At 38.6% G+C, this 19,667-nt stretch carries 16 protein-coding genes, 2 tRNA genes and 1 pseudogene; 9 read left to right on the top strand and 10 right to left on the bottom strand.

The features are described 5' to 3' along the window. The first annotated feature begins 173 nt into the window (after window positions 1–173). The 3 genes from AC106S_RS09445 (at window position 174) to AC106S_RS09455 (ending at window position 2,782) form a co-directional block, all read left to right on the top strand. Entirely contained in the window at window positions 174–887 is a 714-nt protein-coding gene (locus tag AC106S_RS09445; RefSeq protein ID WP_482438824.1) for a 3-ketoacyl-ACP reductase, read from the top strand. 209 nt (window positions 888–1,096) lie between these two features. Then, window positions 1,097–1,927, top strand: coding sequence for a 50S ribosomal protein L11 methyltransferase (gene prmA, locus AC106S_RS09450; protein ID WP_482438825.1), 831 nt, complete (start codon window positions 1,097–1,099; stop codon window positions 1,925–1,927). 15 nt (window positions 1,928–1,942) lie between these two features. Continuing rightward, on the top strand, window positions 1,943–2,782 hold the full coding sequence (locus tag AC106S_RS09455; protein ID WP_482438826.1) for an SH3 domain-containing protein: 840 nt from the start codon (window positions 1,943–1,945) through the stop codon (window positions 2,780–2,782). 722 nt (window positions 2,783–3,504) lie between these two features. Here the strand turns inward: AC106S_RS09455 and AC106S_RS09460 are convergent. The 6 genes and pseudogenes from AC106S_RS09460 to AC106S_RS09485 form a co-directional block, all read right to left on the bottom strand. Continuing rightward, window positions 3,505–4,140: a class I SAM-dependent methyltransferase gene (locus AC106S_RS09460; RefSeq protein ID WP_482438827.1), complete on the bottom strand. Its 636-nt coding sequence runs from the start codon at window positions 4,138–4,140 to the stop codon at window positions 3,505–3,507. Between the two features lie 51 nt (window positions 4,141–4,191). Then, window positions 4,192–5,013 carry a 5'-nucleotidase, lipoprotein e(P4) family gene (locus AC106S_RS09465; RefSeq protein ID WP_482438828.1) on the bottom strand — a complete coding sequence of 274 codons (822 nt, stop codon included), beginning with the start codon at window positions 5,011–5,013 and terminating at the stop codon, window positions 4,192–4,194. Between the two features lie 305 nt (window positions 5,014–5,318). Next, complete coding sequence (locus AC106S_RS09470) at window positions 5,319–10,820, bottom strand: T9SS type A sorting domain-containing protein (RefSeq protein WP_482438829.1); 5,502 nt, start codon at window positions 10,818–10,820, stop codon at window positions 5,319–5,321. Between the two features lie 362 nt (window positions 10,821–11,182). After that, window positions 11,183–11,402: pseudogene (locus AC106S_RS09475) on the bottom strand (IS982 family transposase); the annotation flags it as partial. Window positions 11,403–11,474: 72 nt separating this feature from the next. Further along, window positions 11,475–11,548: transfer RNA gene (locus tag AC106S_RS09480), tRNA-Arg, on the bottom strand. Between the two features lie 17 nt (window positions 11,549–11,565). Beyond that, window positions 11,566–11,640: transfer RNA gene (locus AC106S_RS09485), tRNA-Pro, on the bottom strand. Between the two features lie 393 nt (window positions 11,641–12,033). Between AC106S_RS09485 and AC106S_RS09490 the strand changes: the two genes are divergently transcribed. Further along, window positions 12,034–12,501 carry a hypothetical protein gene (locus AC106S_RS09490; RefSeq protein WP_482438830.1) on the top strand — a complete coding sequence of 156 codons (468 nt, stop codon included), beginning with the start codon at window positions 12,034–12,036 and terminating at the stop codon, window positions 12,499–12,501. 24 nt (window positions 12,502–12,525) lie between these two features. Here the strand turns inward: AC106S_RS09490 and AC106S_RS09495 are convergent, their stop codons facing one another. Beyond that, window positions 12,526–12,774, bottom strand: a complete 249-nt coding sequence (locus AC106S_RS09495) for a hypothetical protein (RefSeq protein ID WP_482438831.1) — start codon at window positions 12,772–12,774, stop codon at window positions 12,526–12,528. Between the two features lie 109 nt (window positions 12,775–12,883). On the opposite strand from AC106S_RS09495, the gene AC106S_RS09500 reads away from it, so the two are divergent. From AC106S_RS09500 to AC106S_RS09520, 5 genes are all read left to right on the top strand, one after another. Continuing rightward, complete coding sequence (locus AC106S_RS09500) at window positions 12,884–13,435, top strand: hypothetical protein (RefSeq protein WP_482438832.1); 552 nt, start codon at window positions 12,884–12,886, stop codon at window positions 13,433–13,435. A gap of 9 nt (window positions 13,436–13,444) precedes the next feature. Continuing rightward, a complete protein-coding gene (locus tag AC106S_RS09505) occupies window positions 13,445–14,095 on the top strand; it encodes a hypothetical protein (RefSeq protein ID WP_482438833.1) in 651 nt (216 codons plus the stop codon). 9 nt (window positions 14,096–14,104) lie between these two features. Continuing rightward, a complete protein-coding gene (locus tag AC106S_RS09510) occupies window positions 14,105–14,875 on the top strand; it encodes a sensor histidine kinase (RefSeq protein WP_482438834.1) in 771 nt (256 codons plus the stop codon). After that, complete coding sequence (locus AC106S_RS09515) at window positions 14,872–15,516, top strand: response regulator (RefSeq protein WP_482438835.1); 645 nt, start codon at window positions 14,872–14,874, stop codon at window positions 15,514–15,516. Before AC106S_RS09510 ends, AC106S_RS09515 begins: the two co-directional genes overlap by 4 nt. Before the next feature lie 287 nt (window positions 15,517–15,803). Further along, window positions 15,804–16,010, top strand: coding sequence for an ArsR family transcriptional regulator (locus tag AC106S_RS09520; RefSeq protein WP_482438836.1), 207 nt, complete (start codon window positions 15,804–15,806; stop codon window positions 16,008–16,010). A gap of 126 nt (window positions 16,011–16,136) precedes the next feature. On the opposite strand, the gene AC106S_RS09525 is transcribed toward AC106S_RS09520, so the two are convergent. Genes AC106S_RS09525 through AC106S_RS09535 form a run of 3 tightly spaced genes read right to left on the bottom strand, consistent with a single transcriptional unit; the run spans window position 16,137 to window position 19,660 of the window. Next, complete coding sequence (locus AC106S_RS09525; protein ID WP_482438837.1) at window positions 16,137–16,979, bottom strand: sugar phosphate isomerase/epimerase family protein; 843 nt, start codon at window positions 16,977–16,979, stop codon at window positions 16,137–16,139. A 21-nt stretch (window positions 16,980–17,000) separates the two neighbouring features. Next, a complete protein-coding gene (locus AC106S_RS09530) occupies window positions 17,001–18,410 on the bottom strand; it encodes a carbohydrate porin (RefSeq protein WP_482438838.1) in 1,410 nt (469 codons plus the stop codon). Between the two features lie 5 nt (window positions 18,411–18,415). Next, a complete protein-coding gene (locus AC106S_RS09535) occupies window positions 18,416–19,660 on the bottom strand; it encodes a sugar MFS transporter (protein ID WP_482438839.1) in 1,245 nt (414 codons plus the stop codon). Window positions 19,661–19,667: the final 7 nt, after the last annotated feature.

Consider the following 19,667-nt stretch of genomic DNA (forward strand, 5'->3'; position numbering starts at 1 on the left):
TAAAAAGATCAGCTTCATCTTCATAATCAGAAGATTTTCTTATTTACGCAGAACAGATCTCCTTTGATCATTCAAAAAACCATAAGGTAACTATTAAAATTCTATTAAATATATTCTCTTCAGCTTCCATAAAAATGATCTTTCGTAACTTTGTTTACAGTAAAAATACCATTATGAATATAAGCGGAAAAAATGCCGTAGTAACCGGCGGCGGAAGAGGTCTTGGAAAAGCGGTGGCTTTGGCCCTGGCCCATGAAGGAGTAAATATTGCAGTGACCGGCAGAAACGAAGAAAACCTTAAAAATACGGTTGAAGAGATCAGAAATCTTGGCGTAAAAGCAGAATACGCAGTGTTCAGTATCGATAACGAAGCTGAAGTAAAAGCAGGTATCGAATCTCTGGCAGAAAAGTTGGGAGGAATTGATATCCTGATCAACAATGCGGGGATCGGGGATTTCGGAACGATTGAAGATATGCCTTCAGAAACCTGGGAACAGGTGATCAGAACCAATTTATTCGGAGTATATTATGCCGCAAAAGCCGCTCACCCATTCCTGAAAGAAAGAGGGGAGGGCGATATCGTGAATGTAGCTTCTACTGCGGGATTGAAAGGCGGTCCGAATATGTCAGCCTATGCCGCTTCGAAAGCAGCAGTGGTTTCCCTGTCGCAGTCGATGATGGCGGAATGGAGAAAACAGAACATCCGCGTGATCACATTAACCCCGAGCACCATTGCTTCTGACATGAGTATTCAGGGAGGTCTTACAGACGGTAATCCGGATAAGGTGCTTCAGCCTGAAGACTTCGCAGAATGGGTGAGGGATATTCTGAAAATGAACAGAAGAGCATTAATTGCAAACGGATCTATATTCTCTACCAATCCGTAGGTTTTTTAATGATTTAACGTCATAGAAGCGGGCTTTTGCCCGCTTTATCTGTATCAGGGCCTTTATGATCATTATGCTTTAATACCCGTTACAACATCCATGTTCAATTTAACATTCCATAAATATAAAATCTCCGGCTTTAGCCAAAACTTATCCTTTCCATTTTTTTAACCGTAATAACATTAGTATTTTTGCAGCAAATTATTCACATGCAAAATTATTTAGAATTCAATTTCAAGATCACTCCGTTACAGCCGTGGAATGAAATTTTAATGGCAGAGCTTATAGAAATAGGTTTTGACAGCTTTACCGAGGAAATTGACGGAATTTTAGGATATATTCAAACGGAAATCTTCAACGAAGAAGAACTGAAAGCCCTTCCGATCTTCGGAAACGAAAATGTGCAGATCAGCTATTCTTTTGAGGAAATGCCGAACATTAACTGGAATGAAGAATGGGAAAAGAACTTTTCACCGATCAATATTGATGACAAAGTGCTGATCAGGGCAGAATTTCATGAATCGGTGCCGGGAATGCACGAGATCATTATCCAGCCTAAAATGTCTTTCGGAACAGGGCATCATCCTACCACCCACCTGATGATCCAGCAGATGATGGATATTGATTTTCATGACAAAAAAGTTCTGGATATGGGCTGCGGAACTTCGGTACTTGCCATTTATGCCAAACAGCAGGGAGCAGGCGAAACCAAAGCAATCGATATCGATGAGTGGTCGGTGGAAAACTCAAAAGAGAATGCCGTCCGAAATAATGTGGAACTGGATATTGAGCAGGGAACTGCTGAAAATTTAGGAAAAGAAAACTACGATATTATTTTAGCCAATATCAACAGAAATATTCTGATTTCTGATATTCCTGCCTATGTTTCTGTTTTGAATAAAGGAGGAAAACTGCTTCTTTCCGGATTATGTTTCTTTGATGTAGCTGATATTCTGGAAGTATGCAGAGAAAATGGCCTGGAACTGAAAAAACAGTTACAGCGTGAAGAGTGGGTAAGTCTGCTTTTAGAAAAACAGTAATAGTAAAAAATGAATATGAAATCTCTAATGACGGGGGTGTTGATGCTGATTCTTCAATGTTTTTCAGCACAGACCGGTGAAGAAATATATCCTGATGCGATCTTTGATTTTACAGAGAATAAAGCCCAGAAAATCTTTACAGACTGGACGAGGATACGAAAAGATCCTGATGTGAAATCCCAGATACTGGATTCACTGCCAACCAACCGGCAGGTACTGATCCTGAAAAAAGAAGAGGCTGTCCTGAAGCTTGGAGAAAGAGCTGCCAACTGGTATAAAGTTTCCTACCAGAAGGGAGATGTTGTTTCTGAAGGTTATGTATGGGGAGCCAACCTTTGTATAGGCTACCGTAATAAAAACGGCTATGATTTCCTTTTCGGACTGTCTAAAACCATCGACAGGAAAAATGAATATAATCAGACAGAAAAACAGAATATTGCCGGAATTAAAGTGATAGAAGCAAATACATTGATTGATGAGGTATATTTTGATGCCGGAAGGGGAGAGGAACTAAGATCCGGCACATTCAATATAGAAAGCAATCATAAGCTGCAGAATGTGGAACTTACAATAAAGGCTTCTACCTCAGGAGATGCATGTAGTATTGCCAGCTATGACCAATATGTGCTTTTCAAAGATAAAAAGCTGATCACTCTTCCCCGCCTGATGAGTGTAAGTGATGCGGGAGTTTTTTACCATTCAGAAGAATTTGTATTTCCGAATGACAAAGGCGGTATTCCCAATGCGTTCATCCTGAAAACAAGAGATATGGAACTGGATGACAAAGACCGGGAAAAGAAATCACAATCTTCCAAAACCTACCTCTGGAATGGAAGTTCCTATAAGCTGAAATAATTCAGAATAAGAAAAAGTTAAACCGTTGTATTGGATGCAGCGGTTTTTATTTTTAAAGCAGCTAAGAAAACTTAAATTGCATTATAGCCTAAGAGCCTGTTTAAATTTTATTTATGAATATTTATATGTATGATTGTCGGATATTTTTGGTGAAATCCAATAGATTTGCCTGAAATTATTTTTTGATTAAAAAGATTAATCGCAAAGTTGATGAATAATTCCGCTTTATTTTGAGCGGGCAAAGTGATGCGACTTCGTCGCTGATGAAGCGGTATGCTTATCCATACGCTTCTGCGAATCAACCAAGTTGATTTCAGCCTTTGCTCCCTTAAAATCAGCGGTTTCAAAAATGAAATCCTTTCCGTCTGAAAATTCATCAGCATATTATCTTTTTAATCAAAAATACTCAAAGAATGTGATTCAGATAAGATTTGAGTATGATCCAAAAAATCAAAATTAGAAATTTAAACAGGCTTTAAGTACATTAAAATATATTTTTATAGAAATTTGCAGGATCTATGGATATTAAATGAAAACAGTCGGGCATAGTTATTTAAAATCCACATCTAAAGAAAAAATAGTATGAGTTATCATCGTCGGGAGATTTACCCTAAATAATCTATTGTGGACTTCAGGTTGCCCGCCTGATTGAATTGGGCCATATTGATTTTAGCGGTTATAACGGAATTAATCCTTTTCCTTAATGGAATCCCGATCTGATGTTACACTGTTTTTATCGCAGCTAAAATCGTGTGGATTTCAATATTATTTTCATTTCTTTTAAATTCTTTTCTGAATATTCTGATCTGTTCAAAACTGTGTTCCAGGAGTTGTTCCTTCAGTTCATCCAGCCTGTGAAAATAAAAATAGACCCGGTCTCCGCTGCTGCTTACCTGAAAACCCGACTGATCCGGATCGCCCTCTACAAAACTTATATATAAGACTCCGTTTTGATTTAATAAACCGGAACAGTCCGAAATCAGTTTTTTACTTTCTGTGGTTGATAAATAAGGTAAACAAAAGCCGCAGATGATGCCGTCATATTTTGTTTTGATCCGGTTAATCTGCCGGCTGTCCATTACAGAGAAATCAGCCGTTGGGTTATTCTTTTGGGCAAGCTCTATCATATTGGGAGCAATATCAATTCCGGATATAATGAAATCCGGCCTTGCAGTTAAAAGATACTTAGTGATATTCCCCGGTCCGCAGCCTATTTCCAGTATTTTTGCATTTTTCCGGACGACTGAAGAGCAGAAAAAATCATAGGTGTCATTATACAGATCCAGATTCATAAATTTTTCCTGATATAACGAAGCTACTTTGTTCCAGGTTTCAAATGTTTCTGTATATCTGTCCATGATTTTAGCTGTTTTTAAAATGAAACCGATCAAAAAGCTGCTTTATCCGGATCAGGGATTGGCTTTCACGGCATTGTACATCATTGAATCTTTCTGCTGGCTGGTATAATTGTATTTGTAATTGTAAAATGAAGACTCCCAGTCTCCGTAGCCGACATTCGGAATGATGATGAATTTTTTACCAAAATCCTTCGCAGTGCTTTTGACGGCCGCAGACCGTTCCGCTTCTGATTTATCAAATATAGCGGCAAAATCCGAAAGATTGTCTCCCAACAGTAAAACAATATTATAGTTTCTGGCAATATCCTTTCTCCTGTTTTCTTTGCTGCTTTCCGCGGATCTTAGGATAAGATTGGCATCACTTTGAATAGGGAAATTATATTTTTTTAAATTTTTCAGTGTTCCTGCGCGCTCCTGTTCCATACGGTTGGTGACATAAAAGACCTGAACGCCTTTATCTGCAGCATACCGGTAAAATTCCTGAGAGCCGGTAAGCGGTTTTGCGATACCTTTAGCGGTCCATTCCTCCCATGTGGTCTGATCATAGTCTTTGCCCATTTTTGCACGCTCCACAGCGTAATAGGAATTATCCATAAAGGTTTCATCAATATCTGATACGATGGCCAGTGGTTTTTCCGATTTCTGTGCCAAAGCCTCATCAAGGCGGAGTCTTGCGATATTGTAAGCCTGAAGACAAAGGGCTTCATATTCTGCTGCTCTTTGCTGGTAAAATGCGGCATATATTTTTCCTTCACGTCCAAGATTTTGATAAGGTACGTCCCGTGTGGAAATTTTTGAATCCGGTGCTGCTGTTTTGCATGAAACAGTCAGGGCAAAGAAACAGCCTGCGATAATGAAGTTAAACTTTTTCATTGAATTTAAAATAGAGGAGACAAAATTATAACAATTTGGCTTTTATTACAACCCGGTTGTAAACTGCGGTAAAAGTGTCTCTTTGAAGGAATAATTCAACTGTTTATAAAGTTTTCATTCATTCTTTCTTTTACTTTAAACAACATCTTTATTATAATCAACCGTTTAGTGCGCAATTTAAGAAGAGAAAATTGCATGAAAGGGCAACTTTTATATGTTTCAAGCCCAGAACAAAAATACCTGAATTCAAAAAAAAACCGCCTCACAACAAAAAGTGAGGCGGATTCATAGGACAGATATTATTTTTATTTTTTAATAATCTTCGCAACCTGCTCAGAATTATTTATTCTAATAATATAAGCGCCTGATGGTAAAGCGGCAAGATTTGTTTTGTTATTTTCAAATTTACCTTCTTTCACAAGCTGACCAGACAAATTGTATATCTGATAATAATAACTTCTGTTATCTTTAGCGTCTATATTAACAATGTCGGTTACAGGATTTGGGAAAATATTTAACTGCTTCTGCTCAATTTTTTCCTTAATTTCTTTTTCTGTAAATACATTACTGGCTCTGTTTATTGCATCTGACTGTACAGAAATTGTGACATTATCAGGATAAAAACCTTCTTCTTTTCCATTTCTGGACAGAATCTTAACACATCGGCAAGGAGCTCCAAAATACTGACTGTTATTATTGTCAGCCAAAAATACAGTATTATTGGCAGTACTAAAAGTCATAGAAATGGGCCTTCCCTGATAAGAAGTACGTAATGCAGCAGTCCATCTTTTTTCGTTACCAAATTGTACATCAGTTGGTATAGACGGGTCTGAAGAGGAGGTTATGCTACGGTTTCCTCTTACGCCAGATGTTCCATAATTCCCAATTCTATACGCTGAATTCTGGAAAGCATATCCTAAAATCGTATTTCCATTTTTAATCGGGGTACCTAAATAATCACTTACTGCATTCTTTTCCGAAACAAAAACATTCTTTTTGTACCACGGAGAACCACCTAAAACATTATTACCCTCAAGAGAAGAATCTGCATCAGGAATTCTCCAGCCTTCCGGACAAGGATCAAATGGTGATTTGCCGGTTCCTTTACCCCAACGCTCCGGGAATTGGCTAGGCTGATTAATTAACCAGTCTGTTCCCATTGTGTACCAGGGTACGTTACTGTTGAATGGCATTAAAGTGCTAGGAATCATAAATACCAATGGGTTTTTCACCGAATATCCTAAAACTTTGGCAATTTTATCTGCAATTTTATCGTTTCCTGACACATTAGCGCTATTGGCATAGGTATTATATGGAATGATATAATTACTTCCTGCATTTTCAAAAATGTCGGCTGTAAGTGTGCTGTAAGTAATACTTCCATCTGCGTTGGCTCTTCCCAGGAAAACATTTGTTTTGTTGTTGTTTACATTTTCGTGGAACGCAGGGAAAGGATCTTTTCTGCCCCATTGGTAATGCAGGCCTGCTGAATTTCGAATTTGAGACAACTCAGCTGTTGTAGGAGCTCCTTGAGTTTGTAAAGCCGAAGGGAAGACCTCCAACGCTCCTAAATCTCTATCCATAAACCTGGTTTGCTTCACAGCATTACTGGATAACCCTTTAACGTAATTGACAAAGTTTGGAGCAGCAGGATCACCTGTATCAGTTGTATATAGGTAAGAACCTACTTCTGTATCGGTAATCCAGATATGCCAGCTCCAGTAAACAGGATTGTCTATACTGCCATTATGAAGCGTTACTACGGCATTACCACTTTGGCTTGGATTAATGAGAACCTTAATCCTGGAATTTGAAATAGCTGCCAATGATGTAGGAGAAGGGTTAAGCACTGAAATATTTTTAATCAGTTGTGTATTGGTACTCCAATGTACATTAGCTTTTAAGTTGTTATAACTTACAGGATTCAGAATTTCCAGATTGTTCATATATTGATTTTGCATAGCAATTGCCTTTGAAACAGGAATTTCTATGGTAAATTCAGCAGTACTTCTTACTTTTTGGTAGGAATTAGGCTGATTTAATCCTTCAATATAGTTCTTTGTCTCCGTAAAGAATTCTGTCGGGAAATCATATTCATTAGCTTTATATAAAGGGTCTTTTATGCAACGGCACCCAGCAGCATTTGTAGTATGCATCTCGAGCATAGGATTATATGAATATCTGCCAATAACATTAGGCAGGCCTGGGTCTGGCTTATCATTGGTTTCATTTTCAGGGAGAATAAATAAACCTCTAGCTGTATTAGCAGTACTATTGGAACTACCTCCACCAAGTACTGTTCTCGCCATAGTTGCAGTCCATATTCTTGTTTGGTGCATGTCTCCATAGGTATCTTCATTAGGAATTTTCCATAAAATTTTTCCGGTTCCTGGAAACAGTCCTAAATTATCTCCTCCAAAATTAGTCATATCAACCCCTATATTTGAATATACCTTAATATTTTTCAATTGACCAGGGTAGGTAGGGTATCTGCTGTAATCCGGTTTTATAAAACCATAAAAAGGACTGGGTCCGATTTGTAAAGTAGCATTATAATTACCAGGAGTGTTGCTGTTATAAAACTGGCTGGCGATTTCACCATATTTTGGACCGAAAGGAGATCTGTTTAAGGGAATATCATAGCTTGCAAAAGCTGAAAGCATAGAAGGGATTCTCCAGCCATTTGGACAAGGATCATACTTTTCTTTGTTTTTGTAAACATTTTTAACCGTCGATGTGGTTTCCGTTGAATTGTTTATATTTCCCTGTGCATTATCTGACCACAAATTTACCCTTGCATTGTTAGATGGATTTACACTTGTATTATCAATATATCCAAACCAATTATATGTGGAAGATGGAACCGCTGGATAATGAAGTCCGTCCGAATATATCAGACTTAATGGATTCTTTATAGAAAGCGGCAAGTTCTTTGTTATATTTGCATCAGCTTTAGGTACGGTTATCGCTATGTCGGTAAGAATTTTATAAACTGCACCGGTTAGATCCTTTGATGCTTTAAAGTCTCTCACTCTTCCTATTGAACCTGCAACTTCATAGTAAATATTCCCTCTGGTAATAAGTGGAGGAAAAGGGTCCTTTCTTCCCCATTGGTAGAGTAAACCTCCGTTTTTGTCATATTGATCTGTTCCGGTAATGGAAGTTCCTAAAGCCCCTAAGTTTCTATCCATCCAGCCCCAATCTGAATCAGGGATTCTTTCCTGGGTACCATTTCTGAGCAGTCTTGCCTCATTTCCATAACTTCTGTATTTTGAGCCATTTGTAGGGTCGTCAGTTACCCAAATGTGCCAGGACCAATGAACTTCTCCGTTTACCTTAAATGCAATTACGGCGTTCCCCTCCAACGATTTTTTAATAGGAACTTTAATTTTTGCATTTTCAGCTTCTCCTGTTATTTCAAGTGAATAATTTTCTCCTGATTTAATTAAACCGGGGGTGTCTTCCCACAATACATCGGCGGTTATTGTTCCTTGAGGTAATGATGTACTGTTGATGTAGATCACATTATCCTGCCACATCTTATATGCTTTTTTCACCGGAATATAAAGCCCGTCTGCCTCATTTCCATTATCATCTTTTCCTGTAAAGATGTAGGAATTAGGCGCTAGTTTCCAATCTTTAGCAGCCACAACCGTAATTGTTCCCTGCATATTTAAAGGGGCGCATCCTCCTGTAACTGTAACGGTATAATTGTAGATTCCCACCGTTGTAGCTGTTCCGCTGATAGTAACTGCTGTTCCGTTTACTGTACCTATAACACCGGCTGGAAGCCCCGTTACGGTAGCTCCTGTAGCTCCATTAAAGGTATATGTTATCGGAGCGATAGCATTATTTACCTCCACTGTCTGTGTACTATTACCTGATGTCAGTACCAGATTAGCAGGAGAAATCACGGTTACTGTCATCGTGTTTGTAGAAGCACACTGCCCGTCATTGGGTGTAAAGGTATAAGTAGTCGTCGCCTGGTTATTGATGGCAGGAGACCATGTTCCGGTAATGCCATTATCAGATGTCGCGGGCAGGGTAAATGAACCTCCTGAACATATTGATGATACCTGTGTAAAAGTTGGCGTAATAGTAGAAGTACAGCCTGCATTCCCCAGACAAACCTCCTGAACAGGCTGTAAATAAGCATGTACGGATGCGTTAGTTAAGCTGCCCGCTTCAATAATTACATCTGAATTAAGCTGAAAGGTCGTTACGATTTTATAGCATAAAACACCGTTATGAATCTCAGTACTTAAATTAGAAAAATTCTGAGTCGACGAAAGTATTCCGGCAGGAGTATAATATTTAATAGTGACATTACTTCCGTTCCATTGATTTTTTGGAATGAAAATCACGTAATTGTTATTGTTTCTGTTAAAACATATTCCATTGGCTTTATCAATGCATAGTTTTTGCTTCGTATAATCATTCCAGTCGCTTTGGGGAATTGGTGGCAGCGTATTGGATACGGCTGCATTTTTAGGGCTGCTCACTTCATAGGTCAAAGTCTGATTGCTAAAATCTTTTGTTGTTCCTACTTTTATGTAATAATATTCCTGACCATTTTTTGTAACCTTAGTCAAAGCATTCACATTGTAATTATATCCGTTCCAAAGTCCCCCACCGGCAAGATAAATTTTGAAGTTCACAGTGGTATCTCCATTCCATTGATTGACAGGAATTAAAGCTTCGGCCAGACTGTTATGGAGACGGTTGAAGCAGACATTGGCTTTATCAACACATTGTTTTTGCTTCGTATAATCATTCCAGTCGCTTTGCGGAACAGGTGCTATCGTATTTGATACGGCTGCATTTTTAGGACTGCTGACTTCATAGGTCAAAGTCTGATTGCTAAAATCCTGTGATGTGCCTGTTTTCACATAATAATATTCCTGACCGTTTTTTGTAATCTTAGCCAGATCATTAACATTGTAAGTATAGCCATTAAAAAGTCCTCCACCGGCAAGATAAATTTTGAAGTTCACAGTCGTATCTCCATTCCATTGATTGACAGGGATTAAAGCTTCGGCCAGACTGTTATGCAGACGGTTGAAGCAGACATTGGCTTTATCAACACATTGTTTTTGCTTCGTATAATCATTCCAGTCGCTTTGCGGAACAGGTGCTAACGTATTTGATACGGCTGCATTTTTAGGGCTGCTCACTTCATAGGTCAAAGTCTGACTGCTAAAATCCTGTGATGTGCCTACTTTTATGTAATAATATTCCTGGCCATTTTTTGTAACCTTAGTCAAATCATTAACATTGTAAGTATAGCCATTAAAAAGTCCGCCGGTTGCAAGATAAACTTTGACGTTCACAGTGGTATCTCCATTCCATTGATTGACAGGAATTAAAGCTTCGGCCAGACTGTTATGCAGGCGGTTGAAGCAGACATTGGCTTTATCAATACATTGTTTTTGCTTTGTGTAATCATTCCAGTCGCTTGGCGGAATTGCAGCTAAAGTACCGGAGACTGCCGTATCAGAAGGACCGCTTACCTCATAGATTAGAGTCTGGTTGCTAAAATCCTCTGATGTTCCTGCTTTTATGTAATAATACTCCTGCCCGTTTTTTGTAACCTTAGCCAGATCATTGACATTGTAGGTATAGCCATTAAAAAGTCCCCCGGTTGTAAAATAAATTTTAAAGGAAACTGTTGAACTATTCCATTGATTGACAGGAATCAGGGCTTCTGCAAAACTATTGTGCAGACGATTGAAACAGATACTGCTATTTTGGGCTAAAGATGTTAGCCAGAATAAAATTAAAAAAAAGAATGATAATTTTTTTTTCATGGTTAGTTTTTTTTAATATTTCCTACTCGTTGAAGGCTTTTCGGAAACCGCCTTTTTGATATTTAGATACTCTAAGTTACCTGGTAATACAAAATTTAAACAATGTGGAAAAAACTTATAGACTGCTATTGACGTATCGCTAAAAACGAATCCCTAAATGTTCTTTTATGCTTGAGAAAATACAGGGGAACTTTTGTATCAGCTTTTTAGCATTGTAAAAGAACGAGAGTAAATCTACCAATGATTGATAGCATAAATAAATTTTTTCCAGCATTCAATGTTTTAATTTGATAACAAATGTAAGGTAATAATGATTACGCATAAAAATTATTATTTTATGTTAATATATCTCTGGCGAATTATCAAACGAGATTAATTTTTAAGCTATTTATGTTTCTGATAAATAGGAATCTGTTCAAATATTGAATAGTAGTAAGAGTTGTAATTTTAGCTAAACTTTTGTTTTAAATCTCTGAAATGACTTAGCTAATTTCTGTAAATCATAAACCGGCCACAAAGCTGCAAGAATAAAGTTTCTATGCGTTTTCTGTATTTTTTGGAGAGGTAGAAAAGTACTTTAAAACAGGCCGAATAAGAAGGGGGTATAAAAAAATGACACCATTTGGCCTAAATTGTCCTAATGGTGTCATTAAGTGAGCGCGAAAGGATTCGAACCTTTGACCGTCTGCTTAGAAGGCAGATGCTCTATCCAGCTGAGCTACGCACCCTTGTTTTTGAAAATAAGTCGGGGCGGCAGGATTCGAACCTGCGACCTCCTGGTCCCAAACCAGGCGCGATGACCGGACTACGCTACGCCCCGATTGAAGGCCATCTTAAACAAATTTTACTTCGTTTTTGCGAGTGCAAAGATAGAAACTTTTTTTGGATAATAAAAACATTTTATGAAAAAATATTTTTAGCCACAGAATCCCCAAAAAACTATTTTGCTGTTTTTCTGAATGTTGAAAATAAAGCATTTTTTTAAATTGGATGAGATTTGAAAATTATTTCACTGAAATACAGCAGGGTATATGTGAATTGTTGTTTTTTTTCTGTTTTAAAGCAAATATAGGATGTTTTACCACTGAAAACACAGTAATTTTCATAACCTCCGCTAGAGTGGATGGCCTTTGTACAAACTTTATTTATCTTTTTCAATTGATTGGTGAATATCATTTTTTTTGTAATTTGTCTCTGTTAAAAAATGAATAAAATGAAATTCCTGTCAATCCTGCTGATCCCTCTTCTTCTGAGTAGTGTAAACTGTACATCACAGCAGAAAAAGCCGGATGTTGAAAAAACAGAGACGGCCCAGAAAAAAAGCACAGTCAAAAAAGTGGAAATTAGAGAGCGTACAAGAGGAACCAACAGAATCATTACTTTCATACCCGGTTCTAAAATAACCTCCTTAAACGGAAATGTAACAACCTCTGTACTGGCAGCTTCAGACTGGAAAAAAATAGTACAGCAGGCGGGAATGATAGATCTTTCTGCAATAGCTTCATTGCAGGCACCCACAAACGGGAGTGCTACGGACAGGGCGCTGGCTTCTGTCATAACGGTTACAACTGATGACGGCGTTTATAAATCGTCCAGCTTTGATTCCGGTATTCCTCCCAAAGAACTTGAAAATTTATACTGGTCTCTTGTAGACCGAAAACGATCCGGTAGAAATAATTAAGATGCTCATACTAAGACCTGTAATTTAGAATTTTATCTCTGAAACTGATGCGCTGCCTTTAACCGGATAAGCCATTAAAGATAAAGCTGTGGAAACTCCCTGAGGTATCAGACTTCGGGGAGTTTTTGATTGGGAAATTCTTAAAATCAGAAGAATCATATAGTGAGCGGTAAATTTAAAGTAAGTATAAGATAAGGCAATGACACAGGCATTATTCATAGATGTACTTTTAAGGAATATTGTTGCGATAGTGCTGAAATTGGTCAATTTCATTATCAAAATGCGTGTTTTTTAATTTATTTTCAAAAAAATAGTGTTTTTCCCCTTTTTTTTGGAACGGAAGATGAGTAATTTTGTTATAGAAAATTATAAACCACAAGAAATGAAAACTACTTTTTTATCTGGAAATTTAAGTGTGCTTTCCATGCTGCTTATATTGGGTCTTTGTATGACAAGCTGCTCCGGCTGCTCGGAACAACCTCCTGTAAACGACAGTTATAAAAAGAAACTGATCAGCTACGACGAAAGAATGGTGTTGTTTGATGAATACACCAAAACCAACCACATGATCCTTACCAAATACAGAAATGGAGAACCGGACTCAAGGTGGTACTGGTTTTCGCTGGAAGAAATGGAAGGTTACATCCGGTATGTAAAGGAAACGGCGAAAAAACAGGGCAGACAAAATTTAGGTATCAGGATTTACATGGGAAAATATCCGGTAAATCATCCTGAAAGCAAAATGGCAAAACCTGAATATGCAGGCTACCAGACGATATTTCTGGTTCCTACTTCCGGAATGCCTGAAAATGATACAAGGAAAGTAAGGTCGAGAACCACGGCAGATGAAAATACAGACATACAGGATATAGAAGCCATGAATATGACCAATCTGGCACCTCCTCCTAAAACCTCTTCTTTATCGATGCCATAAAACAAGAGTATGAGCTGGAACATAGAAATAGGAAAACAGGTAACTATGGCGGTTTCGGTAGCAGTGATGCTGCTGATGGCAGTAAAATACCGGAAAATAGAAAGAGTGAATTTATTTTTTGTTGCAGGGTATGTACTGTCCTCATGCATAGATATATTCTGCTATTTTTATTTCAGGCTGACGGAAAAACCCACAGACGTATTCTATACGGTCGGATTTTTAATCATTGTTTTTTTTCTGTACCTCTGCTATTATTACCGGCTGCTTTATCTGCCCTTGCTTAAGAAAATACAGATAGGCATCCTGGCTGCTTTTGTACTGAATATTCTGGTCATGTCTTTTGTGGAAGATAACCTGTTGGGATATTTTTCTTTTAATATGTTCTATATCAATATTCTTTTGCTGATGTTTTCCATTATTTTATTCCTGTATCAGACCTTTAATTCTGATAAAATACTGGAGATTAAAAATTATCTGCCATTCTGGATCTCGGTGGCTCTGCTGATCTTTTTTATCGGTTGTATTCCGATTTCTTTTTTCAGAACTACGGTTTCAGAGAATATTTACTTTTTTATCTTATTTATGCTGAATATGATCAGTAACGGAATATTTATACTGGGGCTGCTCTGGAATCAGCAGGACAAACCCAGATCAACATGAATTTGAAATATGGAAGAGAATAATTTAGTAATTTCCTTTACCATTACCCTTCTCATTGTTGTATTGACGATGATATTCATTTACGTGGTTTTCATCAAAAAGAAAACAACCCTTCTGATCAGGCAGAAAGAAAAAGATATGCGGTTTGAAAAAGAACTGGCCACATCACAGGTGGAAATAAAGGAACAGACACTGAATTATATAGGACAGGAGCTGCATGACGATGTGGGGCAGAAACTTTCTGTGGTCAGGTTACGCCAGAACCAGCTTATTGCCAAACTGAAAAACGGGGAAAAAGAAGAATTAAACGAATTAAGTGAGCTGCTTGGAGAATGCATACAGGATATCAGAAATTTATCTAAAACACTGATTACCGAACAGATCATTCATTTCGGACTGACAGAATCCATTGAAAGAGAAGTGGAAAGGATAAAAAAACTGAAATTACTGAAAATTGATTTCATTACCCAGAAACAGGACATTGATATTTCGCCGAAACATGCACTGATCCTTTTCCGGATTATTCAGGAAAGTATCAATAATATCCTGAAACACTCAAGGGCTAAAAATCTGACAATAGAGCTGGAGGATAACGATGAAATCCTGTGCATTAAAATTTCAGACAACGGGAAAGGATTTAATACCCGGAATATACAGGATGGCTCCGGACTGAAAAATATGGAGCTGAGAGCAAAGCTTATTCATGCGGAATTTTCCATATGTTCAGAACTGGATAAAGGAACTAAAACCTCAATAACTTATTACAAATCTTTACCATGAATACCATTCCGATAGCAATTGTTGATGACCATACCTTAATGTCTAAGGCATTGGAGAATATGATCGTGGAAAACCCGCAGTACAGCGTAATTATGAATCATCCCAACGGAGAAGACTTCATCGCTGCGCTGGAAAAGGCTTCCGAACTGCCAGCCGTTGTACTGATGGACATTAATATGCCCTATAAAAACGGAATCGAAACAACCGAATGGCTGAGTGAGCACCGTCCTGATATTAAAGTAATTGCACTTACTATGGAAGATGATGAAAAAGTACTGATCAAAATGCTGAAAGCCGGTGCAAAAGGCTATCTGCTAAAAGATATGCAGCCCTCCATACTCTTCCAGGCCATTGATACGGTATTTGATAAAGGGTGCTTCTATACCGATTTCGTAGCCCAGAAGCTGCTGAAAGTAAAAGCAGAGGATTCTAAAACAGTTTCGCTTCTTTCGGATCTTAAAGACAGGGAAAGAGAATTCATCAAATGGGCATGCAGCGAACTTACCTATAAAGAGATTGCAGACAAAATGTTTCTCAGCCCCAAAACAATTGACGGGTATAGGGATTCTGTTTTTCTGAAACTGGAAATAAAAAGCAGGGTAGGCCTTGTCCTCTTTGCCTTAAAACACGGACTGGAGTAAGCTTATTACCCGTCCGGCAGCTCATCATTCACTATGATTTTCAATCCTGCATAGGCGGGATACTCTTCTCATCCGGCCCGGTCGTCAGATCAGACCGGATTTTATTGTTTTGGAACTTTTTAAAACGTGGAATTAAGAGCAGAAGTTATGGATTGAGCAGAAATTTCAGTTAGCCTGAATATAAAATGTTTTGTCATTTTCATATGGTCATTGATCGGTTTTCTGTAAATTTGAGAAAATCCTGTTTTGGAACATAATACAGTATTTTTTTACCCAAACCCAGACATATGAGCAAATCAGACAACAGAAAACCGGCCAAAACCTGCTATGAGCATATTGGCGGAAAATTAGGACAGCTTCTCTTGGAACAGTTTGTTGAGAAAGGCTGGATTGCAAAGGATAATCCTATCGACCGGCATTATTACATTACCGAAAAGGGACAGAAAGAATTTACAAAATTAGGTGTTGACCTTTCACAAATACAACCGGAATAAAATACAGCTGTATAATTTTTTACATTATACTTGCGGCCGGCTTAAATTGATGAATCTGATTATCCTCAACCCGGAATCATGTTGATTAATAGTACAGCCGGAAAATGAAGGTGAATTATTGAATGACTATCTCCCCACATGTTTCTTTAAAAAGGCAAGACTCCCTTCGGCAAGTTCCTGTGCGTCATAGGGCGACTGCTGCCATAATGAAACTTTTTCCTGCATACCGGGAACTGAAGAACTGAAATTTTCAAGAACAAGATTCCCTTCAAACTTGATTTCTTCCAGCGCAGAGAAAAAAGCTTCCCAGTTAACGGTTCCTTCTCCCAACATACCGCGGTGAGATTCTGTAACATGAATATGCTTCAGCATTTTCCCGGAATTGATGATCGGCTCATAAAAATTGTTTTCCTCAATATTCATATGAAACGTATCAAGGTGAAGAAACAGATTGCTTTTTCCAGCTTTTTTAATAAGTTCCAGAACATTATCTGCCGTATTGCAGACGTAAGATTCATAACGGTTAACAGGTTCTATGGCAATATCTATGCTTCTGGTTTGGGCATAATCTGCCACATTGCACCATACTTCACAGATAATCTCTTTTTCCTTTTCTGTGATAGGTTTTCCGGTAAATACTCCTATTCCGCTATGTAATACCCCGGCCAGCAGTGGAGTTTCCAGTTCATCAGCTTTATCAATTGCTTTTTTAATGAGTTTTTCTGCGGTTTCAGGATAAAAAGCAATATGTGCTTCTTTGGGAAGGTTTAATGAGCATACGGCTTCCAGGCTGTTCTCTCTGAGCTGCTTTTTTACCGTAGCAGCATCAAAGTCCATTGAGTTTGGCAGCAGTATTTCGATAAGATCAAACCCGGCATGTGCGGTTTTTTTAATAGCATATTTTCCGGACTCTGCATTCCATAGCGGAGTGATCCAGGAGAGGAGGGAAGCTCCTAATTTTACATTCATTTTCATTTTTTTATTTTATTTTTAAAAAATCCACCATTCTGTTCGTATTCCGAAATAAGTTCCGAATCTTTTTGCTCCGGACTGCTGTAAAAACGGTGAATAAAGGCTGTTCATGGCCAGATCATTATATCTGGATACTTCTGCAATAAAACGGATGTGGGGTCTTGCCCATACACTTCGTTCTGCAGTAGGAACAATGGTGGGAGCCAGAACCAGTTTTACCATTGATGCAGCATCCTGTGTTCCGTTTTTTCTTGAAGCATAATGCAATTCAGAAAGAAGATGAAGCCAGTTGTTAAAATAATAGGTGGCCCTTATTCCTGTATTGAATTCTGTCTTTCTGTTGAAAATTTCACGGTGATAATAATCCTCAGCTTTATCATTACCCGGTGATCCGCCTTTACTTTTGGTGAAAACGGCGTAGGGATTAAGCGACCATCGGTTTGAAATATTCCAGAGGAAATGCTCAACCAATGTAAGAGAATAAGCCCCTTTGTATGTTTTTGTCAGTTCATCAGGTGCGCCATAGGTCCGCCAGGTCTGTGTGTTTCCATTGTCGCCGCCATTGGCAATTCCGGTTCCGTATCTTACAGAAAGCTGATTGAATGAACCTGAAATTTTTGTAGCCAGCGGAGTATTTAATTTAGCTCCGAAAACCCAGCCCCGGTCAGATGGATACTGTTCGATGGAATTTTCTCCTGATTTTTCTACATGATGGAACTCTGCGAGCAGTTTCAGAGAATGGCCTGAATTTTTAAATGGAAATACCTGTTCCATAACGAATACCTCTCTCTGCCGGTAGATCAGGTTTTTTGCTCCGCTGATGACATTGGTGTAAGAATATGGCGTAGAATTACTGGCTGCCGTGTCAATTGCCGCAGGAAAGAACATGGAAAACCGGGTGTTTTTGTGTCTTATTCCCCAGCCCGTTGCCGAATGGTCGTCAAAATAAAAATAATCCGCAATATGGATATCGTCGTATCTCAGCCATCTTGATCCCGCCCATACATCCCAGTCACTTCCCATAATATTTCTTGCCTCTACGAATGCTTCCGGTAAGGCTATAATCATCCCCTGATTAGATTTTGAATCTACATTTCCGAGAAAAGTTCCCCCGGAATAAAAGCTCAGCCTTGCCTGCATATCGATCTTTGTAGTTTTGCTACTGTCGCCGTTAATCACAGGGCTAAAGTGGAAAGCAGGTAAAAAGTCAACATAATCTCCCTGATCCATCCTTCCTCCCAAAGATCCCTGGTTATTCAGGTTCAGCTGCCTTCCTGTTTTTCCATCCGCATTCGGAGAATATCCTGCCCCGATTCTTCCGGTTGTACCCAGCGAAAACTTCCTGTTGGTGATGATTATCTGGGCATTCGTTTCCCTGCTGATGCATACAAGCAAAATGCACCAGATCCATAAAATCTTTGTTTTCATAGGAACTACTTAAAGGTTTTAGGCTTATAGAATTTTAAAGCAAACAATAAAATGACCCCATAACACAGAATAGGAAGGAGATAAGCATGAGCGATATCTTTCTCTGCAATTCTGCCCATGACCGGAGGGAAAACAGCACCCCCAAACATCGCCATAACCAGAAATGAGGAAGCCTGCTGAACCTTTGATCCCAATCTTTTAAGGCCGAGACTGAAAATAGTAGGATACATTACACTCAGGAACAGGTTGAGTAAAATAAGACTTATAAATGATATCCATCCGAAACTCTGGGAAATAACCAGGCAGAGAATAATATTACATGCTGTAAATAGGGCCAGCAATTTGTTGGGAGCAATGAATCTCATTAAAAAGGTTCCGATGAATCTTCCCACCATCATCATGGCCATACTCAAAGAAAAATAATAGGATGCCTGTATTTCAGGAAGGTGCATCTTTTCCACTCCATAATTGATAAAATAAGCCCATGTTCCGCCTTGAGCAGCAATATTAAAAAACTGGGCGATGACAGCAGATATAAAATGCCGCTGTTTATAGAGGGGCGCATCAGGGTCTGAAGCAGAAACATCTTCACCGTTTCCACTTTCAGAAACCTTATTATCCTCTGCATGGGGATCTTTGAGATCGGGAACTCTGATGAAGCTGAAGATAAGCGTAATCATCAGAATCACCATACCAATCCATGTATAAAGATTTTTTACAGAATCCAGGGATCCTGATCCGGAATCCGGGGTTCCGAAAATGAAATATCCGCCTAAAAGAGGACCGATAATGGCTCCCAGACCATTGAAAGACTGGGCGAAATTGACTCTCTGGTCACTCGTTCTTTCATCGCCCAGAGCCGCTACAAACGGGTGAGCTACGGTTTCAAGGGTTGCCATTCCCATGGCAAGAACAAAAAGAGCCAGTCTGAAAAAATCAAAAGAAGAGGTATCAGCTGCCGGGATAAATAGGAAAGAGCCGAGGGCAAAGAGGGACAGTCCTAAAATTACCCCCGGTTTATAACCAAATCTTTTCATGAACAGGCCCGCAGGAATTCCCATAAGTGCATAAGCACCAAAAATGGAAAGCTGTACCAGACCGGATTTGGATTTGGAGATGTGAAGGACATTCTGGAAATGCTTATTCAGAACATCACCCATTGTAAGCGCAATAGCCCAAAAAAAGAAGAGGGATGTAACGAAAGACAGAACAATATAATATTTCTTATCTGTGAATTTTGGAGTAGTCATAGGATCT

The organism is Chryseobacterium sp. FR054, assembly GCF_056844565.1.